A 24,544-nucleotide genomic window follows, 5' to 3' on the forward strand; every position below is an offset into this window, starting at 1 on the left:
CCACGGTGACGTCGTTACCACCGCTTGTGGAACCAGCCGCCGAACTGACCCGGGACGAGGTCTCGCGGTACAGCAGGCACCTGATCATCCCGGACCTCGGGGTGGACGGCCAGAAGCGCCTCAAGAACGCCAAAGTGCTGGTCATCGGTGCCGGCGGACTGGGCTCCCCGACGCTGCTGTACCTGGCCGCGGCCGGTGTCGGCACCATCGGGATCGTCGAATTCGACGTCGTCGACGAATCGAACCTGCAGCGCCAGATCATCCACGGCCAGTCCGACATCGGCCGGTCCAAGGCGCAGAGCGCCCGTGACTCCGTGCTCGAGGTCAACCCGTACGTCAACGTCGTGTTGCACGAACTGCGCCTGGAACCCGAGAACGCGGTGGACCTGTTCGCGCAGTACGACCTGATTCTCGACGGCACCGACAACTTCGCGACGCGCTACCTGGTGAACGACGCCGCCGTGCTGGCCCACAAGCCGTACGTGTGGGGTTCGATCTACCGGTTCGAGGGCCAGGTGTCCGTGTTCTGGGAGGACGCGCCGGACGGGCTGGGGTTGAACTACCGCGACCTGTACCCCGAGCCGCCGCCCCCGGGCATGGTGCCGTCCTGCGCCGAAGGCGGCGTGCTGGGCATTCTCTGCGCGTCCATCGCCTCGGTGATGGGCACCGAGGCCATCAAGCTCATCACCGGCATCGGGGAGACCCTGCTGGGCCGGTTGATGGTGTACGACGCGCTGGACATGACCTACCGCACCATCAAGATCCGCAAGGACCCGGCCACGCCGAAGATCACCGAACTGATCGACTACGAGGCCTTCTGCGGTGTCGTGTCGGAGGCTGCCGCGGACGCTGCGGCGGGTTCCACGGTGACTCCTCGGGAGCTGCGCGAGCTGCTGGATTCCGGTAAGCCGGTCGCGTTGATCGACGTACGCGAGCCCGTCGAGTGGGAGATCAACCACATCGAAGGCGCCGAGCTCATCCCGAAGTCGGCGCTGGAGGCCGGCGCCGGTCTGGCCAAGCTGCCGCAGGATCGGGTCGCGGTGCTCTACTGCAAGACCGGTGTGCGGTCGGCCGAGGCGCTGGCCGCGGTGAAGAAGGCCGGATTCGCCGATGCGCTCCATCTGCAGGGCGGAATCGTGGCCTGGGCGAAGCAACTCGAGCCCGACATGGTGATGTACTGAGCGCTCTGTGACACAGGCACCGCCTAGGCTGACGTGCGTGACTGACGAACTGCCACCGGAACATGTGTTGGCGGCGTTCGGGCTCGGCGGGTTGAGCCCCGTCCCGCTGGGGTCCAGCTGGGAGGGTGGCTGGCGCTGCGGCGAAGTGGTGATGTCGATGGTCGCCGACCATGCGCGCGCCGCGTGGTCGGCGAAGATCCGCGAGACGTTGTTCGCCGACGGCATCCGGCTGGCCCGGCCCGTCCGCTCGACCGACGGCCGTTACGTCGTCGCCGGGTGGCGCGCCGACACTTTCGTCGCGGGCACCCCGGAGCCGCGCCATGACGAGGTGGTGTCCGCGGCCGTGCGCCTGCACGAAGCGACGGCCAAACTGGAGCGGCCGCGATTCCTCACCCAGCCTCCGGTGGCGCCGTGGTCTGACGTCGACGTGTTCATCGCCGCCGACCGCGCAGCGTGGGAGGACCGGCCCCTGCACGCGCTGCCGGCCGGTGCCCGTGTCTCGCCGGGTTCGGCGGACGGTCAGAAGTCGGTCGAACTGATCAATCAGCTGGCGTCGTTGCGAAAGCCGACGCGAAGCCCCAGTCAGCTGGTGCACGGCGATCTGTACGGCACCGTGCTTTTCGCCGGTGCCGCCGCGCCCGGCATCACCGACATCACCCCGTACTGGCGGCCCCCGGCCTGGGCCGCCGGTGTCGTCGTCGTGGACGCCCTCGCGTGGGGCGACGCCGATGACGGTCTCGTCGAGCGGTGGAGTCCGCTGCCGGAATGGCCACAGATGCTGCTGCGCGCGCTGATGTTCCGGCTCGCAGTGCACGCCCTGCACCCACGGGCCACCGCGGCGTCGTTCCCCGGACTGGCCCGCACCGCGGCTCTGGTTCGCCTCGCGCTGTAGTCGGCCCGCCCGGTGCCGAGTGCAACGGTGACACCGTCGCGAGCGTGCCATCAGAGCGTGGTTGTGCGTGCTCAGGCGATCTGGGTGCACGCTCGCGCGTCGATGCCGATGCACTTCCCCCGATCGGAGGACATCCAGTTCACCCGGTGCATCCACCCATCACCGGACAGATCCCACGTGTGAATCGCGGCATTCTTATCTCAACGCAGAAAGCCACTCACACAAAGGATTACCGAAATGATCAAGACACTCGGATTCAGCATCGTCACCGCAGGCATCATCGGAGCCGGAGCCCTCGGGCTGGCCGGCACCGCCGCCGCAGCCACCACCAGCACCGCCCCCACCGCCAAGCCCGGCTGGCACAACAACCACGGCCCCGCCCGCATCGTCAACCTGCAGAACGGGTAACTCAACACACCATCAGCGTGTTACGCGGCCATTGCGCCGGTGAGCCACGCGCAATGCAGATGTATTCCATCCCTAACCACCCGGTAATGGTTGGCGCCTGTAATGGGAAGCACCCCAATAACACCCAATCTTGGAGTCCTTCATGGCATTTGACGCATCCATCGCCGAGAACATCGCGACCTCGCTGGCCGAGATCCCGCACCCCTCCCTGCCGAAGGGGTCCAACCTCTACGGCGCCACCAAGATCTTCCCGGATTACCAGGCCGAGGAGGGGGAGAGCTACTTCACGCTGGTGCACGGCATCGCGCACGAATCGTCCGTCTCGTTCGTCGCGGTGCTGCAGGCCACCCGCGCACTGCGCAAGGGCTTCGAATCGGCGATCTACTTCTACGGGCCAGGCGCCATCAATTGCCTTGCCACCCGGGGCTTTCCGAAGACCGGTGATTCCGGATTCCCCGGCGAGCAGAACATCAACGACGCGCTGGGCACCTTCATCAAGGAGGGCGGCACCGTGTTCGCCTGCCGGTTCGGGCTCGCCCTGCACGGCGGCCGTGAAGAGGACCTCATCGAGGGCGTCATCCCGGCGCATCCCCTCGACGTCCAGGATGCGCTCATCTACTACGCCCGCAAGGGCGCCATCATCAACTCCACCTACATGGTCTAGGCGCACCCGGATGACCACCCTCGCCGCCGTCTCGGCGAACTTCACGCGAGATCTGGAACAGAATTACGCGCTGATCGCCTCGCTGACCGAGGAGGCCCGCACCAAGGGCGTCGACTTCCTGGTGTTCCCGGAGGCCGCGATCGGCGGCTACCTGTCCTCGCTGGGCAACCACGGCGATACCGTCAAGAACACCAAACGCTCTCTGCCGCCGGCCATCCGGATCGACGGCCCGGAGATCGCCCGGGTCCAGGAGATCGTCGGGGATCTGGTGGTCGCCATCGGTTTCTGCGAATTGGCCGAGGACGGCGAGACCCGCTACAACACCGCTGCGGTGTTGGACGGCAACACCGTCTACGGCAGGTACCGCAAGGTGCACCAGCCACTCGGCGAGGGCATGTCCTACTCGGCGGGTTCGGACTACGACGTCTTCGACACCCCGGTCGGCCGGGTCGGGCTGCAGATCTGTTACGACAAGGCGTTTCCCGAAGCCGCTCGCATGATGGCTCTCGGCGGAGCCCAGATCATCGCCAGTCTGTCGGCCTGGCCGGCGGCCCGCACCGCCACCGCCGAGAATCTGCAGGACGACCGCTGGACCTACCGGTTCAACCTGTTCGACACCGCTCGCGCGCTGGACAACCAGGTGTTCTGGATCGCCTCCAATCAGAGCGGAACCTTTGGCTCTCTGCGTTATGTCGGTAACGCCAAGGTGGTCGATCCGGGCGGAAACATCCTGGCCACAACACTTCTCGGTAGCGGGATGGCGGTGGCCGAGGTCGACGTGGACGCCACCTTCCGCACCATGCGGGCCGGCATGTTCCACCTGCGTGACCGTAGGCCGGATGTCTACGGCCCGCTCACCGAGGAGTTCGCACATGCCTGAGATGACCTTCGAGGTGCGCTGGCCGGACGGAAGTACCCAGCGGTGCTACTCGCCGAGCCTGGTGATGCATGACTACCTGCATGCCGGAAAGAGCTACACCGTGCACGATTTCGTCGACCGCAGCATCCAGGCGCTCGGCGAGGCCAGTGAACGGGTGCGCGCCAAGTTCGGCTTCGCCTGCACCTCGGCCGCCGACACCGCCGAACGGATCACGACCGCCGCCGGGCGATTCCCCGAGCACGCGGTCGTCGAGATCACCCGCATGCATCCCGCGCTGGAGCAGTCATGACGACGACGCACACCCCAGTCGCCGTCATCGGCGGCGGGCAGGCCGGACTGTCGGTCAGCTGGTACCTCGGCCGTGCAGGCGTCGAGCACGTCGTGCTGGAGGCCGGTACCGCGGTGCATGCCTGGGCCGACACCCGTTGGGACAACTTCACGTTGGTGACACCGAACTGGCACTGCAAACTGCCCGGCTACGCCTACGCGGGGCCCGACCCGGACGGCTTCATGACGCGCGACGAGGTGGTGGCGTGGCTGTCCGGTTGGCTGGACACCTTCACCCCGCCCCTGCGCACGCAGACCAGGGTGACCCGGCTGGCCCAGCATCCAGAGGGATTCGAACTCACCCTCAACGAGGGAGAGACCCTCACCTGCGCGCATGTCGTCATCGCCACCGGCGGTTACCCCCTTCCGGTGATCCCGCCGTACGCGAGCACCTTGGACACCGAGATCACCCAGATCCACTCCGAGCTGTACCGCAACGCCGCGCAGCTGCCCGACGGAGCGGTGCTGGTGGTCGGGACCGGGCAGTCGGGCGCTCAGATCGCCGAAGACCTGCACCTGGCGGGCCGGCAGGTGCACCTCGCGGTCGGCAGCGCGCCGCGGGTGGCCAGGTTCTACCGTGGGCGGGACTGCATGACGTGGCTGGCGGATATGGGCTTGTACGACCGGCCCGCCCAGCAGTACCCCGGTGGCAAGGCCGCGATCGAGAAGACCAACCACTACGTCACCGGGCGCGACGGCGGACGTGATGTCGACCTGCGCCAGTTCGCCGCCGAGGGGATGAAGCTGTACGGCACCCTGGCCGACGGCAAGGACGCCCTGCTGCGGTTCGAACCCACGCTGACCCAGGCGCTGGACCACGCTGACGCGGTGTACAACTCGATCTGCGCCGATATCGACCGGCACATCGAGGCCGCGGGGATCGACGCGCCGCCACCCTCACGGTATGAGCCGGTGTGGGCCTGCGAAAGCGACCCCACCGCACTGGATCTGGCGGCGGCCGGCGTCACCAGCATCGTCTGGGCCATCGGCTACCGGCCCGACTACCGCTGGATCGAGGCCAGCGCGTTCGACGGCGGCGGCAGGCCCATGCAGACCCGCGGCATCACCAACGTCGACGGATTGAATTTCGTCGGGCTGCCGTGGATGCACACCTGGGGCTCCGGGCGTTTCCTGGGCATCGACCGCGACGCGCAACACGTCGCCGATCACATCATCAGCAAGGTTCGCCGACGCACCTTCCGCACCGACGCCGTCGCCAGCTAGGGAGCCGTTGTGTCCGTATCCACCAGAGTCGATCTCGCCCTGTCGGGCTTTCGCGGCCGCCCGCCGGTCAGCCGAACCGCCGGCGCCGGGCCCAGTGCCGACGGCCACCTCGTCATCGACGGCTTGAACGCCGCCATCCCGCGAAACCCGGAAAGCCCCTTCGTGTTCGACGGCTCCCGAGTGCTGCTCGACGGCGTGGACACCGGGCTGGACGTCGAGGTCATCGACCGGCCCCGGTTCTATGACCTGCACACCGCCGAAGGTGTGCCCTACGAGAAGCTGGCGCGGCTACACGGACGGAATGTGTTGGCCACCACAGTGGTACAGACCTGTATCCGGTACGCGGCAGATCAACGCTGCCGGTTCTGCACCATCGAGGAATCGCTGCGCGCGGGTGCCACCACCGCGGTCAAACGCCCCGCCGAACTCGCCGAGGTGGCCGAGGCCGCCGTGCGTCTGGACGGTGTCACCCAGATGGTGATGACCACCGGCACATCGGCCGGAACCGACCGCGGTGCAAGGCATCTGGCCCGGTGCGTGCGTGCGGTCAAGGCCGCCGTCCCGCATCTGCCGATCCAGGTGCAGTGTGAACCCCCGGCAGATCTGGCGGTCCTCACCGAACTCCGGGAGGCCGGTGCCGACGCGATCGGCATCCACGTCGAGTCGTTGGACGACGAGGTACGCCGGCGCTGGATGCCCGGCAAGGCCACCGTGCCGATGGACAGCTACCGGGCGGCGTGGCGGGAGGCGGTGCGGGTCTTCGGCCGCAACCAGGTGTCGACCTATCTTCTGGTCGGTCTCGGGGAGAATCCGGACGAACTCGTCGCCGGGGCAGCCGAATTGGTCGAGATGGGCGTCTACCCGTTCGTGGTGCCCTACCGCCCGCAGGCGGGATCGTTGGCCGTCGACGTGGACTCGGCCGCTTCTCCCGACGCCGCGCTGGTGGAGAAGGTGTCCCGCGAGGTCGCCGCGTTGTTGACCATGGCGGGTATGGCGGGTGCCGATCAGCGTGCCGGGTGCGCGGCCTGCGGGGCCTGTTCGGTGTTGCAGAACCTGGGGGCATGATGACCGAACTGTCCATTCTGTCCGGAACCCGAGCGCCCGCAGCATTTCTCGTGCGTCCAGCCGACGAGGTCGAGATTGAGGGATACCGGCGGTTGCGGCGCGAGGCCTTCGTCGTCGAACAGGGACTTTTCGCCGGCACCGACCGCGATGACGCCGACGATGATCCGCGCATGGTGGTGCTCGTGGCCACCGACCCCGATGGCCACGTCTTGGGCGGTGTTCGACTGGCGCCCGTCGGGGCGGTCGACCTGGGCTGGTGGACCGGCAGCAGGCTGGTCGCCGACCCCGCCGCACCGATCGGTGTCGGCCCGGCGCTGATCCGGGCCGCGTGCGCGCACGCCGAGACCGCCGGGGTGCTGCGTTTCGAGGCCACCGTGCAGCGCCGGTATCTGCCGATGTTCAGTGCATTGGGCTGGCAGACGCTGGGCGACACCGAGATCGCCGGCCACCCGCACACCTGGATCCGTTGGCCGCTCAATCCGTTTCGGGCCCTGGCCTGCGCCACCAAGTCGTTTCTCGGGCCGTCCCTGGCTCCGCTGCGATCGGTGGCGGGCGCGCTCGGACCGGCAGGTTTCCTCGGCGACGACGGGGCACCGGTGTCCGGCACCGATCTGATCGCCGCCTGCGACGCCATCATCCCGTCCATGGTGGAACGCGACCCGGAGTGGGCCGGATGGTGTTCGGTGCTGGTGAATGTCAACGACCTGACCGCGATGGGTGCGGCTCCGGTGGGGCTGCTCGACGCGGTCGGTGCCCCGACACGAGCGCTGCTGGATCGGATCCTCAGTGGTGTCGCCGCGGCGTCGAGGGCGTGGGATGTCCCTGTGCTGGGCGGGCACACGCAACTCGGCGTACCCGCTGCGCTGGCGGTCACCGCGCTGGGCCGCACGGCCGCACCGGTACCCGGCGGGGGCGGCAGGCCCGGTGACGGCGTCGGGCTCACCGTCGATCTGACCGGCACCTGGCGGCCGGGTTACGCTGGCAGGCAATGGGATTCGACCAGCATGCGCGGCGGCGCCGAGTTGCGCGCCATGACCGGTCTGGTCGCAGGGATGGCGCCGCAGGCGGCCAAGGACGTCAGCATGGCCGGCATCGTCGGCACCCTCGGGATGCTGGCCGAGGCCAGTGGCACCGGCGCCGAACTCGACGTCGCCGCCGTCCCGCGTCCCGCCGACGCTTCGATGGGTTCCTGGCTGACGTGTTTTCCCGGCTACGCGATGCTGACCGCGGGCGCCCGGCAATCCGTTCCCACTCCGCACGGGGTGCAGACGGCAGCCTGCGGGTCACTCACCGCGACGGCCGGGGTGCGCCTACGCTGGCCTGACGGAGCGGCGACGACGGTGTTGGCGTCGCCGGTCACCGGTCTCGGAGCGGCCTGAGGGGAGTCATGGCGCCAGTCACGTTGGGAGCGGTCGCAGCCCACTTCGGCCGAGATGTGGACCGCGGGGTGTCGAAAGTGGTCGGCATCGTCGAGTCGGCGGCACAGGACGGAGTCGACCTGCTGGTGTTGCCCGATGCCTGTCTCGGCGGCTACATCGGCGATTTCACCACACCCGATCCGGACGATCCGCCGCCCGCACTGGATCCCGACGGTGCCGAGATCGCCGCGGTCATCGCCGCGGCAGGTGCGATGACGGTCTGTGTCGGCTACGCGGAGGCGGCACCCGGCGGTGCCCGCTACAACGCGGCGATCTGCGTGTCCGGGGACGGCGTGCTCGGCACGTATCGCAAGGTGCACCAGCCCGCCGGCGAGGCCCTCACCTATCTGGCGGGTGACGGGTTCAGCACCTTCGACACCCCGGTCGGACGGGTCGGGATGCTCATCGACTACGACAAGACCTTCCCGGAAGCCGCACGCGCACTTGCCGTCGACGGCGCCGAGATCATCGCCGCGCTGTCGGCGTGGCCGGCGAGCGTCACCGATCGCGCTTCACGGCTGCCGGCCGACCGGCAGTCCCGACTGTTCGACCTCTACGACTGTGCCCGTGCGGCGGAGAACCAAGTCGTCCTGGTGTCCTCCAACCAGACCGGCGTGATGGGCAATCTGCGCTTCCTGGGGCAGGCCAAGGTGGTGGGGCCCGGTGGCGACATCCTCGCCACCACCAGGTCCAAAGGTGGTATCGCGAAGGCGGAAATCGATGTGCTGGCCGAGATCACCCGCGCCAGAAGGGTGTTGAACCATCTGGCCGAACTGCGCCCGGCCACTTACCACGTCAAGTCCGCCCGGGGTTGACCGTGCGCATCGCCCTGCTGACCTATTCCACCAAACCTCGTGGAGGAGTGGTGCACACGCTCTACCTCGCGGAGGCGATGGCCCGCCTGGGGGCCGACGTCACGGTATGGTCGCTGGCCCGCGCGGGCGATCGCGGCTTCTTCCGGGAGATCGACCCGGCCGTCACGGTGCGGTTGGTGGAGTTCGTCGATCATCCCGCCGACACGGTCACCGATCGCATCGTCCGATCGATCGAGGTGCTGGGCCGGGAGTTCACCGCGGGCGAGTACGACGTCGTGCACGCCCAGGATTGCATCAGTGCCAACGCCGTCGGGACGTGCATCCGCACCATCCACCACCTCGACCAGTTCACCACCCCGGTGCTCGCCGAATGCCACGAGAAGGCGATCGTGGAGCCGTCCGCCCGCATCTGCGTGTCCGCCGCGGTCGCGGCCGAGGTCCGGGAGGGCTGGGGCCTGGACCCGGTGGTGATCCCCAATGGTGTTGACGCGCAACGTTTCATCGACGCTTCCGTCGCTGCGGGGAACCGTTGGCAGGACGAGCTCGGGGCGTACGTCCTGACCGTCGGTGGTATCGAACCGCGTAAAGGCACCCTGGATCTGGTCGAGGCCTACCACCTTCTGCGGCAACGCCATCCGGAACTGTCCCTGGTGATCGCGGGCGGGGAGACGCTCTTCGACTATCGGGACTACCGCGTGGCCTTCGACGCCTCCTGCGCGGCACTCGGGGTGCAGCCCGTCATCCTGGGGGCCATCGCCGATGCCGACCTGCCGGCGCTGGTGGCGGGCTGCCGGGTGTTCGCCTTTCCGTCCACCAAGGAAGGGTTCGGCCTGGCGGCCATGGAGGCGCTGGCGGCCGGTAGGCCGGTGGTGACCCGCGACCTACCGGTCTTGCGTGAGGTGTTCGGCGACACGGTGCGTTTCGCCGCCGATGCTGCCGGGTTCGCCGCCGAAATGGCGGCCGCGCTTGCGGTCCCGCACGATCCCGCGCCCGGGCGCGCGCTGGCGAGGTCGATGACGTGGGAGGCGGCCGCTCGCGCACATCTGGACTTCTACGCGAATTCGTGACGGTATTCGCGCAGCGGCACCCGTCCGTCGGCGGCCAACACCCCTTCGGCCCGCAGCCGTTCCAATTGGCGGGTCGCCAGGTGCGGTGCGGGTCGTCCGGACGCGGGAATCACCCTGTGCCACGGCAAGTCCGACGAATCGGTGCGCATCACCCAGCCCACGGTCCGGGGGCTGGACAGGCCTGCCTCCTCCGCGATGTCCCCGTAGGTGCTCACCCGGCCCGCCGGTATCGCGGCCACCAGTGCGCGCACCGCCTCCACCTGCTCCTCGGTGATGCGCGCCATCTCAGCCCAGCTGTGCGCGGATGACGGCGGCGGTCTCGGCCGGGCGGGCCTGGCCCACCATGTGGTCGCAGTCCAGCTCGGTCAGGGTGAGTTGGTCGCCCAGCGGCTCGCGCAGGGTGGCGACCAGTTCCTCGGTGGCATACGGCGGCGAGGTACGGGTGGCGCGGATCAGGGTGACCGGAATCTTGTTGGCAGGCAACGCGACCGGTCGGGTCAGCTCACTCCAGTAGGACATCGCGGCCGGCACGCTGATGCGCCAGCCCAGGCGCCCGTTGGACAGCGTGATCAGATGCTCGTCGAGCTCCCGCTCGAGTTCGTCACGGTCCACCTCGACCCATGACCCGGACAACTTGTCCGCGCGGGCCTCGTCGCGATCGGGGTAATCGGGGGAGGACAGCATCGCCTCGGCGATGTCGCTCATCCACTGACCGTCCAGCGCGACGGCCGGATCGAGCAGGACCAGGCTCGCCACCAGATCGGGCCGGGTGGCCGCCAGCGTCAGCGCCACCGCTCCACCGAACGAGTGCCCCGCCACCAGCACCGGCCCGGAGGCCTCGGCGTCCAGGAGGGCGGCCAGCGCCGCCACATTGGCCTCGATGGTCCACGGTGCCGCCCAACTCGATCGGCCGTGCCCGATCAGGTCCGGCGCCAGGATGGACACGTCCGGCAGATGCTCGGCCGCCAGTGTCTCCCAGCGCTTGCCGTGACCTGTCAGTCCGTGGATGGCCAGTACCTGGATCGGCTTGTCGGGACCGTAGCGGTAGGCGTGCAGCACCATCTGAGGCTACTTGTCGGACCCCCGTGATGACATGTCGGCATGACCGCATCCCGCACCGCGCTGGAGCCCGACGCACTGGGTGACCCCGGGCTGCGCGGCACGGTCCGCGTGCTCGGTGGTCCCGGCACCGGCAAGACGAGACTGCTCACCGGCGCCGCTGCCGCGCACATCGCCGCGGGGGCGCCGACCGAATCGGTCCTGCTGCTCACGGGTTCGGCGCGCCTGGGTGCCGCGGCCAGGGCCGAGATCACCGCCACCCTGCTGCGCAGCGGGGTCGGGGTGGTCCGGGAACCGCTGGTGCGTACGTTGCACTCCTACGCTTTTGCCGTGCTGCGTCTGGCGGCCCAGCGCAACGGCGACCCGCCGCCGCGGCTCATCACGGGCGCCGAACAGGACGGCATCATCCGCGAACTACTCGCCGGTGACCTCGAAGACGGTGCCGCGGCGTGGCCGTCTGCCCTGCACCCCGCATTGGGCACGGCGGGTTTCGCCTCCGAACTTCGCGACCTGATGGCCCGTTGCGCGGAGCGCGGGGTCGACCCGGTGGCGCTGCAGCGCCTCGGCAAGTTGTCCGGACGCACGGAATGGCTGGCCGCCGGGCGCTTCGCGCAGGTGTACGAACAGGTCATGTTGCTCCGTGCCGCGGTCGGGATGGCCGCGCCGCAGGCCACGGTGCCTGCTCTGGGCGCCGCCGAACTCGTCGGTGCCGCGCTGGATGCGCTGGCCACCGATCCGGACCTGCTGGCCGCCGAACGCGCCCGCATCCAACTGCTGCTCGTCGACGACGCCCAGCACCTCGACCCGCAGGCCGCGCTGCTCGTCCGTGTCCTCGCCGCGGGCGCGGGGCTCACCGTCATCGCCGGTGATCCCAACCAGTCGGTGTTCGGATACCGCGGTGCCGATCCCGCGTTGCTGCGCACCGATACTCCCGCCGTCACGTTGACGGCGTCGCATCGCTGTTCGGTTGCGGTGGCCACCGCCATCTCCGGTATCGCCCGCCGGTTGCCCGCCGGCGAAGGTTTCGGCGAGTTCACCGGTGGCGCAGACAACCCCGGGTCGGTCTCGGTGCGCATCGCGGCATCGGCCCACGCCGAGGCCGCCGTGGTCGCCGACGCCGTGCGCCGTGCTCACCTGATCGACGGGGTGCCGTGGTCGCAGATGGCGGTGATCGTGCGATCCGTGCCGCGTGCCGGCGCCGCACTCGGGCGGGCGCTCGCCGCGGCCGGTGTCCCGGTGGACCTGCCCACCGCCGAGCCGGTGCTGGCCCGGCAGCCCGCCGTGCACGCCCTGCTCACGGTGCTCGGTGCCGCTGCGGAGGATGTGTCGGGCGAAGCGGTGCTCGACCTGGTCACCGGTCCGATCGGCCGGGTCGACCCGGTTTCGCTGCGACAGCTGCGCCGGACGTTGCGCCGCCTCGACAACCATCAGCGGGAGTTCCCCGAGCTGCTCGCCGACGCCGTCCGGCGGGTGCCCGCCGGAGTGGCACCCGAGCACGGACGTAGCCTGCAGCGGGTCGGTGGGGTCTTGCGTGCCGCGCAGCGCAGCCGTCGCGCGGGGGAAGATCCCCGCTCCACGCTGTGGCAGGCGTGGCATCGCAGCGGCCTGCAACGCCGCTGGGTGGCGGCCGCGGAGCGCGGCGGCGCGGCGGGGTCGGCCGCCGAACGCGACCTCGACGCCGTCACCACCCTGTTCGACGTGGCCGAGCAGTACGTCACCCGGACCACCGGGGCGACACTGAGGGGTCTGCTCGACCACGTCGACGGGCTGAGCCTGCCGGTCACCGCCGACCGCACCGCCCGCGGCGAGGCGGTTGCCGTGTGCAGCGCCCACGCCGTGCTGGACCGGGAGTGGGACTTCGTCGTCATCGCCGGTGTGCAGGAAGGGTTGTGGCCCAACACCGTTCCACGCGGCGGAGTCCTGGGAACCCAGCATCTGGTCGACATCCTGGACGGGGTGGCCGAGCCGGGGCAGCCGGTCTCGGTACGGGCGCCGCTGGTGGCCGAGGAACGCCGGCTGCTCATCGCCGCGATGGGCCGGGCGCGCACCCGGATCCTGGTGACCGCGGTGGACAGCGACAGCGGGGATGCCGAGATGCTGCCGTCGCCGTTCTGTGCGGAACTCGCCGAACTGGCCACCGACGACCCGGAGCGCGAGCCCGCCCCGGTCGTCGCCCCGCGAGTGCTGGCTCCTGCGGCACTGGTGGGCCGGTTGCGGGCCGTGGTGTGTGCCCCCGACGGGGAGATTGACGACGAGGTCCGTCATTGCGCGGCAACACAATTGGCCCGGCTGGCCGACGCGGGGGTGGCCGGCGCGGACCCGGCGTCCTGGCATGGCCGGTCGGAGCCCTCGACCAGCGAGCCGCTGTGGTCGGGGGACGAGCACGTGGTGACCGTGTCGCCGTCCACGGTGCAGACCCTGTCCGATTGCCCGCTGCGGTGGTTGTTGGAACGCCACGGCGGTAGTGACAGCCGCGACGTCCGCTCGGCCATCGGGTCGCTGATGCACGCCCTGGTCGCCGACTCGACCAAGACGGAGAACCAGCTGCTGGCCGAGCTGGAGAACGTCTGGGGCGCACTGCCGTTCGAATCCCAGTGGTACGCCGACAACGAACTGGCCCGGCACGGCGCCATGCTGTCGGCCTTCGCGCAGTGGCGGGAACTCACCCGCCGCCAGCTGACCGAGGTGGGCACCGAGGTCGCCGTCGACGGACTGGTCGCCCCCGGGGTGCGGGTGCGGGGCCGTGTCGACCGGTTGGAGCGCGACAATGCCGACCGGCTGGTGATCGTCGACGTCAAGACCGGGAAGAGCCCGGTCACCAAGGACGACGCCCAGCGGCACGCACAGCTGGCCCTGTACCAACTGGCCATCGCCGAAGGCGTGCTGCCCCAAGGCGACGAGCCCGGTGGCGGTGTGCTGGTCTACCCCGCCAAACCCAGTGCCGGCGGGGCGACCGAACGCACGCAGGACGCACTGACCCCGGACGCCGCCGTCCAGTGGCGTGACCAGGTTGTGGCGGCCGCGGCGGCCACCCAGGGGCCGGCGTTCGTCGCCAGGGTGAACGACAATTGCGGTCACTGCCCGGTGCGCGCGATGTGCCCGGCGCACCAGCAGGGGGAGTCGCTGTGATCGCCACGAGGTACAGTCCGTTCGAATTGGCCGACGCGCTCGGTCTTTTCGCACCCACCGCTGAGCAGGCGGCGGTCATCGCCGCGCCGCCGGGGCCGCTCGTCGTCATCGCCGGCGCGGGTGCGGGCAAGACCGAGACCATGGCCGCGCGGGTGGTGTGGCTGGTGGCCAACGGGTACGCCGGGCCGGCCGAGGTGCTCGGGCTGACGTTCACCCGCAAGGCCGCCGGACAGCTGCTGCGCCGTGTCCGGGCCAGGCTGGCCCGACTCGCCGGCGCCGGTCTGTGCCCGGAGATGCGCGCTGAGGACCCCCCGACCATCAGTACCTATCACGCCTTCGCCGGAACACTGCTGCGCGAATACGGTCTGCTGCTGCCGGTCGAACCCGACACCCGACTGATCGGGGCAACGGAGCTGTGGCAGTTGGCCTTCCGTGTGGTGTGTGAGCATCCGCGGGTGCTGGAAACCGACAAATCCCCGGCCGCGGTCACCGGGCTGGTACTGCGGTTGGCGGGTGCGCTGTCCGAGCACCTGGTGGACACCGCCGCGCTCACCGACACCCATGTCGAACTGGAGCGGCTCATCCTGAACCTGCCTCCCGGCGCCAACCAGCGGGACAAGGGCCCGGCCCAGTGGCTGCTCAAACTGTTGGACACGCAGACCGAACGCACCCTCCTGGTGCCGCTGATCGATGAGCTGCACCGACGCATGCGCGCGGCGAAGGTGATGGACTTCGGTGCGCAGATGTCGGCGGCCGCGCGGCTGGCCGTGGCGGCTCCCCAGGTGGGAGAGCAACTGCGGCAACGGTATCGGGTGGTCTTGCTCGACGAGTACCAGGACACCGGTCACGCACAGCGGATCGCGCTGTCGTCGCTGTTCGGCGGCGGGGTGGATGACGGGCTGGCCCTCACCGCAGTCGGTGATCCGATCCAGTCCATCTACGGTTGGCGCGGCGCGTCGGCCACCAATCTGCCGCGGTTCGCCACCGACTTCCCCCTCGCCGACGGTACCCCGGCGCCCACCCTTGAACTGCGGACCAGCTGGCGCAATCCACCGCAGGCGCTACACCTGGCCAACGCAGTGTCCGCAGAAGCCCGCCGCCGCTCGGTCAGCGTCCGGGAACTGCTGCCGCGCCCCGACGCCGAGCCCGGCGACATCCGCTGTGCGCTGCTGACCGACGTGGTGACCGAACGCGACTGGATGGCCGACGAGATCGCCGGCCGCTACCTGGCCACTCCGGTGCCGCCGACGACGGCGGTACTGGTGCGCCGCAACGCCGATGCCGCCCCGATGGCCGAGGCGCTGACGGCGCGCGGGGTTCCCGTCGAGGTCGTCGGCCTGGCGGGGCTGCTGGCCATCCCCGAGGTCGCAGATGTCGTCGCGATGCTGCGGTTGATCGCCGACCCGACCGGCGGTGCGGCCGCCATGCGGGTGCTGACCGGACCGCGCTGGCGCCTCGGTGCCCGCGATATCGCGGCGCTGTGGCAGCGGGCCGTGGAGTTGGACGGGCCAGGGACGGCGGCCACCACCGCGCAGATCGTCGCTCAGGCCGCACCCGACGCCGACGCGGCGTGCCTGGCCGACGCCGTCTGCGATCCCGGAGCCGAGACCCACTACTCGGCGTCCGGGTATGCCCGCATCGTGGCGCTCGGTCGTGAATTGACCGCTCTGCGTGCGCATCTGGCGCATCCGCTGCCCGATCTCGTCGCCGAGATACGCCGGGTGCTCGGGGTGGACGTCGAGGCCAGGGCCGCCCGGCCGGTCGCGGCCGGCTGGGGCGGCACCGAACACCTCGACGCGTTCGGCGACGTCGTCGCCGACTTCGCCGAGCGTTCCGATGCCACTGCGGACGGGTTGCTCGCCTACCTGGAGGTGGCGACCGTGATCGAGAACGGTTTGGCCCCCGCCGAAATCGCGGTGGCGACCGACCGGGTCCAGATCCTCACCGTGCACGCGGCCAAGGGCCTGGAGTGGCAGGTGGTGGCGGTGCCGCACCTGAGCGCCCGGGTCTTCCCGTCCACCGCGATGGCCAGGACCTGGCTCTCCGATGCCGGTGACCTGCCGCCGCTGTTGCGCGGGGATCGGGCCATGGAATCCCAACCCGGGGTGCCGGTGCTCGACACCACCGATGTCTTCGACCGGAAAGCGCTGGCCGACAAGATCGCCGAGCACAAGGATCATCTGGCACTTCGGCGCGTGGATGAGGAACGCCGACTGCTGTACGTCGCACTCACCCGGTGTGAACACACCCTGCTGGTGTCGGGCCACCACTGGGGACCCACCGAGTCGAAACCACGTGGACCGTCGGAGTTCCTGCTCGAACTGAAGAACATCATCGAGGCTTCCGCCGAGTCCGGCGAGCCGTGCGGTGTCATCGACCACTGGGCGCCCGAGCCCGCAGACGGTGATCCGAATCCGTTGTGCGACAGCGTCGTCGAGGCGATATGGCCCGCGGAGCCGACGCGCCGTGCGGCTCTCGAGCGTGGCGCCGAACTCGTAAAGGGCGCCGATACCTCAGGCCCGGTCAGCGCCGCGGATGCGGAGGACTGGGCTGCCGATGTCGATGCACTACTCGCCGAACGAGCCCGGGCCGGTGAGCCGGAACCGGTGCCGCTGCCCGGTCAGCTCTCGGTCAGCATGCTGGTCGAACTGGGCAAGGACCGGGCCGCCGCCCTGCAGCGGCTGCGGCGCAGGCTGCCGGTACGTCCCGACCCACATGCCTTGTTGGGCACCGCATTCCATGACTGGGTGCAGCGCTTCTTTCACGCCGAGCGGCTGTTCGACCTGGATGATCTGCCGGGCGCGGTCGACGGCGACGCCGGCCGCGCGGACGCCGAAGATCTGGCCGAGCTGCAGGCCGCGTTCGCGTCGTCGGCGTGGGCGGCGCGGACCCCTCTCGATGTCGAGGTGCCCTTCGACATGATGATCGGCGCCACGGTGGTGCGGGGCCGGATCGACGCCGTGTTCGACGACGGGGACGGCAACCAGGTCGTCGTCGACTGGAAGACCGGCGATGCGCCCGCCACGCCGGAGGCGCAGCGTCACGCCGCCGTCCAGCTGGCGGTGTACCGGCTCGCGTGGGCCGGCATGACGGGCCGCCCGCTGGAATCGGTGCGGGCGGCGTTTCACTACGTCCGCAGCGGGGTCACCCTCCGGCCCGACGAACTCGCCGGACCGGACGAGCTCGCCGCGTTACTGCAGGAGGCCGACTACGAGTTGCGATAGATCTTGTAGGCCTGCGTGATCATCGGGATCTGCAGCGGCAGACGGGCCACCGCGCCGATCCGCATCGGCAACGGCTTGTCCTTCCACAACCGAACCATGTTGACGTTGCCGGGGAACACCCCGACGAACAACGCGATGGAGGTCAGTGCACCCAGCTTGCGGGTCTTCGGTGCGAGCAGCAGTGCGCCCGCGCCGGCCTCGACGACACCGGAGGCGTAGGTGTAGAACCGCGCACTACCCGGCAACTCCTCCGGAATGATGGCGTCGAACGGTTTGGGTGCGACGAAGTGCAGGATGCCCATTCCCACCAGCCACCCACCCATGAAGCGGGCGCGGGACTGATTTGTCGGCTGTCGAACGGCGGAGGAAATGGATGTCATGGTTACATTGTGACGTGCCTTCCTCCCACCGATCGGTGATTCGTGGCCAAAGGTAGGTTGCGTCGGCGCTTGGAGGCGGTCGACCAGAACCTGACGACACGACCGGACGCCGATCTGGTCGAAATCCTCAACATCCCCGAGAAGTTCGTCAGCCCGAGTCGCAAGATTTTCATGCGAGTCATCTGGGCGCTCTCCGCGCTGGTGGCCGCGGTGTTGATCGTCTACATCGACCGGCACGGCTACCGGGACGTCGCGTCCACTCCGGAGGAAAGCGACCCGCTTTCCCTGCTGGACTGCATCTACTACGCCACCGTGTCGCTGTCCACCACGGGCTACGGCGACATCACGCCTTATACCGAATCAGCGCGACTGGTCAACGTTCTGGTGATCACGCCGCTGCGCGTGGCATTCCTGATCGTGCTCATCGGTACCACCGTCGAGACATTGACCACCCAGTCGCGCCAGGCGCTGAAGATCCAGCGATGGAGGAAATCCGTGCGCAACCACACCATCGTCGTCGGCTACGGCACGAAGGGCAGGACCGCGGTTTCCGCGATGATCGGCGATGACGTGGCGCCCGCGGACATCGTCGTGGTCGACGACGACCCGGCCGCCCTGGAACGGGCCAAGAGCGCGGGCCTGGTCACCGTGCGCGGCAGCGCCACCGACTCCGAAGTACTCCGGCTGGCCAGCGCTCAGCACGCCAAGTCGATCATCGTCGCCGCGAACCGGGATGACACCGCCGTGCTCGTCACGCTGACCGCCCGCGAACTCGCGCCCAACGCGAAGATCATCGCCGCGGTCCGCGAGGCCGAGAATCAGCATCTGCTGCGCCAGTCCGGCGCGGACACCACCGTGGTCACCTCCGAGACCGCGGGCCGCCTGCTGGGCATCGCCACCCAGACGCCGAGCGTGGTCGAGATGATGGAAGACCTGCTCACCCCCGACGCCGGGTTCGCGGTCGCGGAACGACCGGTCGAACCCAAGGAAGAAGGCGGGTCGCCCCGCCATCTCACTGACATCGTGCTGGGCGTGGTGCGCGACGGGCAGTTGCTGCGTGTGGATGACGAACGCGTGGACGCCCTCGAGCCGACCGACCGCCTGCTGTACATCCGCTCGAAGGAGTAACCGATGAGCGCCTTCACCCTGCGCAACGTCCCGCTGCTGTCGCGCATCGGAGCCGACCGCGACGACCAGGTCCGCACCGATATCGACGCCGCGATCGCCGGCTGGCCCGACGCGGCAGTGCTGCACGTGGATCGGCGCAATCAGGTGCTGATCTCCGGGACCAGCGTCGTGCTGAGCAAGACCACGGCCCTCGGCGACACCCCGCCCGACCACGCGGTGTTCCTGGGCACGCTCGCTGGCGGCCGGCACGTCTGGGCGATCCGCGGCGCGTTGGAAGCCCCGGAGGACGACTCCGTCGAGACCGAGGTGCTCGACCTGCGCCGTGCCGGCCAGATCTTCGACGACGCCAGTGCGCAGCTGGTGTCCACCGCCACGGCGCTGCTGAACTGGCATGACGCCGCCCGGTTCAGCCCGGTGGACGGCTCGCCGACCAAGACGATGAAAGCCGGCTGGTCACGCGTCAACCCCGTCAACGGGCACGAGGAGTTCCCCCGCATCGACCCGGCGATCATCTGCCTGGTGCACGACGGCCACGACCGCGCGGTGCTGGCCCGCCAGACCGTCTGGCCGGAACGGCTGTTCTCACTGCTGGCCGGTTTCGTGGAGGCGGGGGAGTCGTTCGAGGCGTGCGTGGAGCGCGAGATCGCCGAGGAGGTCGGGCTCGCGGTGCGCGACATCCAGTATCTCGGGAGCCAGCCATGGCCGTTCCCGCGCTCACTGATGGTGGGATTTCACGCCATCGGCGACCCCGATCAGCCGTTCTCGTTCAACGACGGCGAGATCGTCGAGGCCGACTGGTTCACCCGCGCCCAGGTGCGTGACGCCCTGGAGAACGGCGACTGGAACAGCGAGTCACCGTCGCGGCTGCTGCTGCCCGGATCCATCTCGATCGCCCGCGAGATCATCGAGTCCTGGGCGGCGCTGGACTGACCTGCCCGCAGCTCGTACTCCGTGGCGAGATCGCGGGCGCGGTCGCACAGCGACATCAGATGCCAGGCGTCGCGCATCTGCCGGGGTTTGGCTGCCAGTGAGTCGATTTCGGCGTTGACCGCGTCGAACTCGGCGCGCAGCGCGTGCAGGTTACCGTTCATGCATCGAACATTAGTTCGATGCACCGACAACCGCGCGATCAGCCCAGCTTGGCCTTGACCTGCTTGATGCTCGGGTTGGTCAGGGTCGATCCGTCGGCGAATTTGACGGTCGGCACCACGTGGTTACCGCCGTTGACCGAACCGACGAACTCCGCCGCTGCCGGGTCGCCCTCGATGTCGACTTCGGTCCAGGAGATGCCCTCGGACTTGAGCGCGGTCTTGAGGCGCGAGCAGTAGCCGCACCACGAGGTCGTGTACATGGTCAACGCAGTAGTCATAGTCGGTCCAACGTAGCCGACCATCGTGGAATGCCCGAGGCGGGTAGATGTCACAGCGTCCTGCCATGATGGACGCCATGCCGTCCGTCGACAGCCTCCTCGTCGACCTCGACGACGAGCAGCGCGAAGCCGTCCTGGCCCCCCGCGGGCCGGTGTGCGTGCTGGCCGGTGCCGGTACCGGCAAGACCCGGACCATCACCCGCCGCATCGCGCATCTGGTCGCGTCCGGTCACGTCGCGCCCGGCCAGGTACTCGCCGTGACCTTCACCGCGCGGGCCGCGGGGGAGATGCGGGGCCGGCTGCGCACGCTCGGTGACGAGTCCGGGGTGGGCACCGCGGCGGTGCAGGCAGTCACGTTCCATGCCGCGGCGCGGCGCCAGCTGCAGTACTTCTGGCCCCGGGTGGTCGGCAATACCGACTGGCAACTGCTCGACAGCAAGTTCGCCGTGGTGGCCCAGGCCGCCAATCGCGCTGCGCTGCATGCCAGTACCGATGATGTCCGCGACCTCGCCGGTGAGATCGAATGGGCCAAGGCATCCTTGATCACGCCCGAGGGGTACGCGACGGCCGTCGCCAAGGTCGGCCGCGACATCCCGATGGACGCCGCCACCGTGGCCAAGGTGTACGACAACTACGAACACCTCAAGACCCACCGCGACGGCACCGCCCTGCTCGACTTCGACGACCTGCTGCTGCACACCGCCGCGGCCATCGAGAACGACGCCGCCGTGGCCGGCGAATTCCGGGACCGCTACCGGTGTTTCGTGGTCGACGAGTACCAGGACGTCACCCCGCTACAGCAGCGGGTGCTCAACGCGTGGCTGGGCGACCGGGACGACCTGACCGTCGTCGGCGACGCCAACCAGACCATCTATTCGTTCACCGGGGCCACGCCACGGTTCCTGCTCGACTTCTCCCGGCGCTTCCCGGACGCCACCGTGGTGCGCCTGGAACGCGACTACCGTTCCACGCCCGAGGTGGTGTCGCTGGCCAACCGGGTCATCGCGGCGGCCCGCGGCCGGATGGCCGGCAGCAAGCTGCACCTGGTCGGTCAGCGCGACCCCGGCCCCAAGCCGTCGTTCACCGAACACCCCGACGAGGCCGCCGAGGCTGTCGCCGTGGCCAAGCAGATCGCCAAGCTGATCGAATCCGGAACGCCCGCTTCCGAAATCGCGGTGCTGTACCGGATCAACGCGCAGTCCGAGGTTTACGAAGAGGCACTCACCGAGGCCGGTATCGCCTTCCAGGTGCGCGGCGGCGAGGGGTTCTTCAGCCGTCAGGAGGTCCGGCAGGCGCTGCTGGCCATGCAGCGTGCCGCAGGCGCCGAACCCGACGGTGAGCTGCCGCAGGTGGTGCGCGCGCTGCTGGAGCCGCTCGGGTTGACGGCCGAACCGCCGACGGGCACCAAGGCCCGGGAACGGTGGGAGGCGCTGGCCGCGCTGGCCGAACTGGTGGATGACGAAGTGGCGCAACGGCCGACACTCGATCTGCGCGCCCTGCTCGCCGAACTGCGCCAACGCGCCGAGTCGCGACATCCCCCGGTGGTGCAGGGCGTCACGCTGGCATCGCTGCACGCGGCCAAGGGGCTGGAGTGGGACGCCGTATTCCTGGTCGGCGTCACCGATGGCACCCTGCCGATTTCGCACGCCCTGTCCCACGGCCCGGACAGTGAGCAGGTCGAGGAGGAGCGGCGCCTGCTCTACGTCGGGATCACCAGGGCGCGTGTGCATCTGACGCTGAGTTGGGCGCTGGCCCGGGTCGCCGGTGGCAGGCAGGGCCGCCGACCGTCCCGCTTCCTCAACGGGGTGGCCCCACAGTCCCCGGCGGACGCCCCCGCCGGCCGCAGTCGCAAGCCCCGGGGCCCTGCGCCGCGTTGCCGGGTGTGCAACAAGGCGCTGGAATCGGCCACCGCCATCACGCTGCGCCGTTGCGAGAGCTGCCCGTCCGACATCGACGAGGAATTGTTGGCCGAGCTCAAGGACTGGCGGCTGCGCACCTCCAAAGAGATGAACGTGCCGGCCTACGTGGTGTTCACCGACAACACGCTCATCGCCATCGCCGAGACGCTGCCGGCCGACGAGACGGCGCTGGTCTCCATCCCCGGCATCGGGGCCCGCAAGCTCGAGCAGTACGGCCCGGACGTCATCGAACTCGTCAAGAACCGGTCATAACTCCCACAGATCCTGCCAAAACCGCAGGTCAGAAAATCCCTTGTAGGTTTTCGCTGTTAGGCTCTACCCTCAAGATCACCGATTCAGTGCGACTAGACGAAAGGGGGACGACATCATGATTTCCAATCAAGCATTCAGCGGCGTACGCGCCGATGCTGTGGCGATGTCTCTGTACCCCTGGCTGACGCCCTCCGTCATGCCCGCCGTCGCCTCCGCCCATCGAGCTGGTTGGGCGCTCGCTGCCATCAATCCGCAGCACAAGCGCCGGACCGCCGCCGCGACGTCCACGTCCGTGAAGCGGGGCACCATCTAGGTAGCCCCAGAACGCCGAAAAGGCCACGGACCCGATGTCAACGGATCCGTGGCCATTGTTTTGGGAAGCCTCTCCCGAACACCTGGTCACCGGTCCGAAACAAGACCGACACCGATACAACGACCAGGAAGTAGGGAAAGACATGTCTGACGTGACATGCCAGGAACTCGAACTGCCCGCGGTGCCGTGCCACCGGGAGGATCCCGACCTGTGGTTCGCCGAGAGCCCGGTTCAGCTGGAGCAGGCCAAGGCGCTGTGCGCCGACTGCCCCATCCGTGGGCTGTGCCTGTCCGAGGCACTGGAACGCCAGGAGCCGTGGGGCGTCTGGGGCGGGGAGATTCTGGAGCGGGGTTCCGTCGTGGCGCGCAAGCGTCCGCGTGGGCGCCCGCGTAAGGACACCCGAGAGGGGCGGGCGGCCTAGTTCTTGCTAGGCCGCCTGGCCTTCCAGGCAGACGCCGTCAGGCGGCGTCCTCTTCGGCGAAGCCCGGAACCAGCTCTGTCGCAATGGCTTTCATGGGAACGTGCGCGTCGAGCTGGCAGCAGATGGCGATCGTCGACGCGATCACCCGCAGCGGGATGGCCAGCTGCGCAGGCAGGTCGAGCTGCCGGGCCATCTTGATCTGAGCCACCGAGTTGTCCATCTGACCGGCGGCCATCTTCTGCAGCCACCGTCGGGTGTAGTGGAAGACGTCGACCTCGATGGGCTGCACGTACTGGCGCAACATGTCGTCGATCTCTTCGGCCGACACCCGCTCACCCTTCTGGATGAACCCCGCGGCCTCCATCGCGGGCAGCGCCTCTTCGTAGTTCTTGTCGCGCGCCAGCCGGATCGTCTGGCCGAGCGCCACCGGGAAGCCGCCGGGCAGCGGGGCCACCGCACCGAAGTCGATGACACCCATCCGGCCGTCGGGCAGCAGCATGAAATTGCCGGGGTGCGCGTCGCCGTGCATCAACTCCAGCCGCTTCGGCGCGCCGAAGGTCAGTTCGGTCAGCCTGGTGCCCATCAGGTCCCGCTGTTCCGGGGTGCCCTCGCGGATGATCACCGACATGGGGATGCCGTCCATCCATTCGGCGATCACCACCTTGGGGGCGCTGGCCACGATGTGGGGGACCGCGAAATGCGGGTCGTTCTCGTAGGCCTTGGCGAACGCGCGCTGGTTCTCCGCTTCCAGCCGGTAGTCCAGTTCCATCTCGGTGCGTTCGATCAGTTCGCTGACCACGCCCTCGACGTCGGCGCCCGGCGCCAGCTGCTTGAAGACGCTGACCAGGCGCTGGATGGTCTTCAAGTCGGCGCGCAGCGCTTCGTCGGCACCCGGGTACTGGATCTTGACGGCGACGTCACGCCCGTCGGCCCACACCGCTTTGTGCACCTGACCGATGCTGGCCGAGGCGATCGGGGTGTCGTCGAACGACGCGAACCGGTCCCGCCATTTGGTGCCCAACTGCGCGTCCAGGACGCGGTGCACCTTCGCGGCGGGCAGCGGTGGCGCTTCGCGCTGCAGCTTGGTCAGCGCCTCGCGGTAGGGCTTGCCGTACTGCTCGGGAATGGCGGCTTCCATGACCGAAAGGGCTTGGCCGACTTTCATCGCGCCGCCCTTGAGTTCACCCAGCACGGTGAACAACTGCTGGGCCGCCTTGTCCATCAACTCGGCGGTGACCTCGTCCTTGGACTTGCCGGTCAGGCGCTTGCCGAAGCCCAGCGCGGCCCGGCCCGCGAAACCGACCGGCAGCGTCGCGAGCTTGGCATTGCGAGCGATGCTTCCACGCTTGATATCAGCCACATGTCCATCATCCACGACGTCGCTGACTATCCCGCAACGAACAGGCAAC

Annotated in this window: 23 protein-coding genes; 18 read left to right on the plus strand and 5 right to left on the minus strand. The window is 69.1% G+C overall.

All coding sequences use genetic code 11. The features are described 5' to 3' along the window. The first annotated feature begins 5 nt into the window (after positions 1 to 5). The 11 genes from moeZ to AC1DY7_RS06750 all read left to right on the plus strand — a co-directional run bounded on the left by moeZ (position 6) and on the right by AC1DY7_RS06750 (position 9,941). Positions 6 to 1,181, plus strand: a complete 1,176-nt coding sequence (gene moeZ, locus AC1DY7_RS06700) for an adenylyltransferase/sulfurtransferase MoeZ (protein WP_477492878.1) — start codon at positions 6 to 8, stop codon at positions 1,179 to 1,181. Positions 1,182 to 1,218: 37 nt separating this feature from the next. Next, positions 1,219 to 2,073: a TIGR02569 family protein gene (locus AC1DY7_RS06705; protein WP_477492879.1), complete on the plus strand. Its 855-nt coding sequence runs from the start codon at positions 1,219 to 1,221 to the stop codon at positions 2,071 to 2,073. A 237-nt stretch (positions 2,074 to 2,310) separates the two neighbouring features. After that, positions 2,311 to 2,481: a hypothetical protein gene (locus AC1DY7_RS06710; protein ID WP_477492880.1), complete on the plus strand. Its 171-nt coding sequence runs from the start codon at positions 2,311 to 2,313 to the stop codon at positions 2,479 to 2,481. 142 nt (positions 2,482 to 2,623) lie between these two features. Continuing rightward, a complete protein-coding gene (locus AC1DY7_RS06715; RefSeq protein ID WP_477492881.1) occupies positions 2,624 to 3,145 on the plus strand; it encodes an MSMEG_0572/Sll0783 family nitrogen starvation response protein in 522 nt (173 codons plus the stop codon). A 10-nt stretch (positions 3,146 to 3,155) separates the two neighbouring features. Further along, on the plus strand, positions 3,156 to 4,025 hold the full coding sequence (locus AC1DY7_RS06720) for a carbon-nitrogen hydrolase family protein (protein WP_477492882.1): 870 nt from the start codon (positions 3,156 to 3,158) through the stop codon (positions 4,023 to 4,025). Next, entirely contained in the window at positions 4,018 to 4,314 is a 297-nt protein-coding gene (locus AC1DY7_RS06725) for an MSMEG_0570 family nitrogen starvation response protein (RefSeq protein WP_477492883.1), read from the plus strand. Before AC1DY7_RS06720 ends, AC1DY7_RS06725 begins: the two co-directional genes overlap by 8 nt. Next, on the plus strand, positions 4,311 to 5,576 hold the full coding sequence (locus tag AC1DY7_RS06730; RefSeq protein ID WP_477492884.1) for an MSMEG_0569 family flavin-dependent oxidoreductase: 1,266 nt from the start codon (positions 4,311 to 4,313) through the stop codon (positions 5,574 to 5,576). Before AC1DY7_RS06725 ends, AC1DY7_RS06730 begins: the two co-directional genes overlap by 4 nt. A gap of 9 nt (positions 5,577 to 5,585) precedes the next feature. Then, positions 5,586 to 6,641: an MSMEG_0568 family radical SAM protein gene (locus tag AC1DY7_RS06735; RefSeq protein WP_477492885.1), complete on the plus strand. Its 1,056-nt coding sequence runs from the start codon at positions 5,586 to 5,588 to the stop codon at positions 6,639 to 6,641. Continuing rightward, complete coding sequence (locus tag AC1DY7_RS06740; protein WP_477493219.1) at positions 6,641 to 8,020, plus strand: MSMEG_0567/sll0787 family protein; 1,380 nt, start codon at positions 6,641 to 6,643, stop codon at positions 8,018 to 8,020. The genes AC1DY7_RS06735 and AC1DY7_RS06740 overlap by 1 nt, the downstream gene beginning before the upstream one ends. An 8-nt stretch (positions 8,021 to 8,028) precedes the next feature. Beyond that, complete coding sequence (locus tag AC1DY7_RS06745; protein WP_477492886.1) at positions 8,029 to 8,874, plus strand: carbon-nitrogen hydrolase family protein; 846 nt, start codon at positions 8,029 to 8,031, stop codon at positions 8,872 to 8,874. 2 nt (positions 8,875 to 8,876) lie between these two features. Then, the gene (locus AC1DY7_RS06750; protein WP_477492887.1) at positions 8,877 to 9,941 is read left to right on the plus strand and encodes an MSMEG_0565 family glycosyltransferase; all 1,065 of its coding nucleotides are present in this window, start codon (positions 8,877 to 8,879) and stop codon (positions 9,939 to 9,941) included. Here the strand turns inward: AC1DY7_RS06750 and AC1DY7_RS06755 are convergent. Together AC1DY7_RS06755 and AC1DY7_RS06760 are read right to left on the minus strand one after the other, a co-directional pair. After that, positions 9,926 to 10,225: an MGMT family protein gene (locus AC1DY7_RS06755; RefSeq protein ID WP_477492888.1), complete on the minus strand. Its 300-nt coding sequence runs from the start codon at positions 10,223 to 10,225 to the stop codon at positions 9,926 to 9,928. The two genes, AC1DY7_RS06750 and AC1DY7_RS06755, sit on opposite strands and share 16 nt — an antisense overlap. Position 10,226: 1 nt before the next feature. Next, entirely contained in the window at positions 10,227 to 11,003 is a 777-nt protein-coding gene (locus tag AC1DY7_RS06760; RefSeq protein ID WP_477492889.1) for an alpha/beta fold hydrolase, read from the minus strand. Positions 11,004 to 11,042: 39 nt separating this feature from the next. On the opposite strand from AC1DY7_RS06760, the gene AC1DY7_RS06765 reads away from it, so the two are divergent. Both AC1DY7_RS06765 and AC1DY7_RS06770 read left to right on the plus strand, forming a co-directional pair. Further along, the gene (locus AC1DY7_RS06765; protein ID WP_477492890.1) at positions 11,043 to 14,129 is read left to right on the plus strand and encodes a PD-(D/E)XK nuclease family protein; all 3,087 of its coding nucleotides are present in this window, start codon (positions 11,043 to 11,045) and stop codon (positions 14,127 to 14,129) included. Further along, on the plus strand, positions 14,129 to 17,353 hold the full coding sequence (locus AC1DY7_RS06770; RefSeq protein WP_477493220.1) for an ATP-dependent helicase: 3,225 nt from the start codon (positions 14,129 to 14,131) through the stop codon (positions 17,351 to 17,353). The genes AC1DY7_RS06765 and AC1DY7_RS06770 overlap by 1 nt, the downstream gene beginning before the upstream one ends. Here AC1DY7_RS06770 and AC1DY7_RS06775 read toward each other — a convergent pair. Then, entirely contained in the window at positions 17,338 to 17,733 is a 396-nt protein-coding gene (locus AC1DY7_RS06775; RefSeq protein WP_477492891.1) for a DoxX family protein, read from the minus strand. The genes AC1DY7_RS06770 and AC1DY7_RS06775 overlap by 16 nt on opposite strands. Positions 17,734 to 17,775: 42 nt before the next feature. On the opposite strand from AC1DY7_RS06775, the gene AC1DY7_RS06780 reads away from it, so the two are divergent. After that, positions 17,776 to 18,861 carry a potassium channel family protein gene (locus tag AC1DY7_RS06780; protein WP_477492892.1) on the plus strand — a complete coding sequence of 362 codons (1,086 nt, stop codon included), beginning with the start codon at positions 17,776 to 17,778 and terminating at the stop codon, positions 18,859 to 18,861. 3 nt (positions 18,862 to 18,864) lie between these two features. After that, entirely contained in the window at positions 18,865 to 19,791 is a 927-nt protein-coding gene (gene nudC, locus AC1DY7_RS06785) for an NAD(+) diphosphatase (RefSeq protein ID WP_477492893.1), read from the plus strand. A 199-nt stretch (positions 19,792 to 19,990) separates the two neighbouring features. On the opposite strand, the gene mrx1 is transcribed toward nudC, so the two are convergent. After that, complete coding sequence (gene mrx1, locus AC1DY7_RS06790; protein ID WP_477492894.1) at positions 19,991 to 20,230, minus strand: mycoredoxin Mrx1; 240 nt, start codon at positions 20,228 to 20,230, stop codon at positions 19,991 to 19,993. A 77-nt stretch (positions 20,231 to 20,307) separates the two neighbouring features. On the opposite strand from mrx1, the gene AC1DY7_RS06795 reads away from it, so the two are divergent. From AC1DY7_RS06795 to AC1DY7_RS06805, 3 genes are all read left to right on the plus strand, one after another. Further along, positions 20,308 to 22,401, plus strand: a complete 2,094-nt coding sequence (locus AC1DY7_RS06795) for an ATP-dependent DNA helicase UvrD2 (RefSeq protein WP_477493221.1) — start codon at positions 20,308 to 20,310, stop codon at positions 22,399 to 22,401. 163 nt (positions 22,402 to 22,564) lie between these two features. Then, the gene (locus AC1DY7_RS06800; protein ID WP_477492895.1) at positions 22,565 to 22,714 is read left to right on the plus strand and encodes a hypothetical protein; all 150 of its coding nucleotides are present in this window, start codon (positions 22,565 to 22,567) and stop codon (positions 22,712 to 22,714) included. Positions 22,715 to 22,856: 142 nt separating this feature from the next. Continuing rightward, on the plus strand, positions 22,857 to 23,135 hold the full coding sequence (locus AC1DY7_RS06805) for a WhiB family transcriptional regulator (protein ID WP_477492896.1): 279 nt from the start codon (positions 22,857 to 22,859) through the stop codon (positions 23,133 to 23,135). A gap of 37 nt (positions 23,136 to 23,172) precedes the next feature. On the opposite strand, the gene AC1DY7_RS06810 is transcribed toward AC1DY7_RS06805, so the two are convergent. Beyond that, positions 23,173 to 24,510, minus strand: a complete 1,338-nt coding sequence (locus tag AC1DY7_RS06810; RefSeq protein WP_477492897.1) for a macrolide-binding ATPase MABP-1 — start codon at positions 24,508 to 24,510, stop codon at positions 23,173 to 23,175. Between the last annotated feature and the right edge of the window lie 34 nt (positions 24,511 to 24,544).

The sequence above is a fragment of the Mycobacterium sp. P2_H7 genome, assembly GCF_056403275.1.

Bases quoted from the DNA above. Each gene is read 5' to 3' on its own strand.
- AC1DY7_RS06755 (WP_477492888.1), bottom strand. From the start codon at position 10,225: ATGGCGCGCATCACCGAGGAGCAGGTGGAGGCGGTGCGCGCACTGGTG.
- AC1DY7_RS06725 (WP_477492883.1), top strand. From the start codon at position 4,018: ATGCCTGAGATGACCTTCGAGGTGCGCTGGCCGGACGGAAGTACCCAG.
- AC1DY7_RS06710 (WP_477492880.1), top strand. From the start codon at position 2,311: ATGATCAAGACACTCGGATTCAGCATCGTCACCGCAGGCATCATCGGA.
- AC1DY7_RS06775 (WP_477492891.1), bottom strand. From the start codon at position 17,733: ATGACATCCATTTCCTCCGCCGTTCGACAGCCGACAAATCAGTCCCGC.
- AC1DY7_RS06715 (WP_477492881.1), top strand. From the start codon at position 2,624: ATGGCATTTGACGCATCCATCGCCGAGAACATCGCGACCTCGCTGGCC.
- AC1DY7_RS06745 (WP_477492886.1), top strand. From the start codon at position 8,029: ATGGCGCCAGTCACGTTGGGAGCGGTCGCAGCCCACTTCGGCCGAGAT.
- AC1DY7_RS06720 (WP_477492882.1), top strand. From the start codon at position 3,156: ATGACCACCCTCGCCGCCGTCTCGGCGAACTTCACGCGAGATCTGGAA.
- nudC (WP_477492893.1), top strand. From the start codon at position 18,865: ATGAGCGCCTTCACCCTGCGCAACGTCCCGCTGCTGTCGCGCATCGGA.
- AC1DY7_RS06805 (WP_477492896.1), top strand. From the start codon at position 22,857: ATGTCTGACGTGACATGCCAGGAACTCGAACTGCCCGCGGTGCCGTGC.
- AC1DY7_RS06760 (WP_477492889.1), bottom strand. From the start codon at position 11,003: ATGGTGCTGCACGCCTACCGCTACGGTCCCGACAAGCCGATCCAGGTA.
- AC1DY7_RS06795 (WP_477493221.1), top strand. From the start codon at position 20,308: ATGCCGTCCGTCGACAGCCTCCTCGTCGACCTCGACGACGAGCAGCGC.
- AC1DY7_RS06740 (WP_477493219.1), top strand. From the start codon at position 6,641: ATGACCGAACTGTCCATTCTGTCCGGAACCCGAGCGCCCGCAGCATTT.
- AC1DY7_RS06800 (WP_477492895.1), top strand. From the start codon at position 22,565: ATGTCTCTGTACCCCTGGCTGACGCCCTCCGTCATGCCCGCCGTCGCC.
- mrx1 (WP_477492894.1), bottom strand. From the start codon at position 20,230: ATGACTACTGCGTTGACCATGTACACGACCTCGTGGTGCGGCTACTGC.
- AC1DY7_RS06730 (WP_477492884.1), top strand. From the start codon at position 4,311: ATGACGACGACGCACACCCCAGTCGCCGTCATCGGCGGCGGGCAGGCC.
- AC1DY7_RS06765 (WP_477492890.1), top strand. From the start codon at position 11,043: ATGACCGCATCCCGCACCGCGCTGGAGCCCGACGCACTGGGTGACCCC.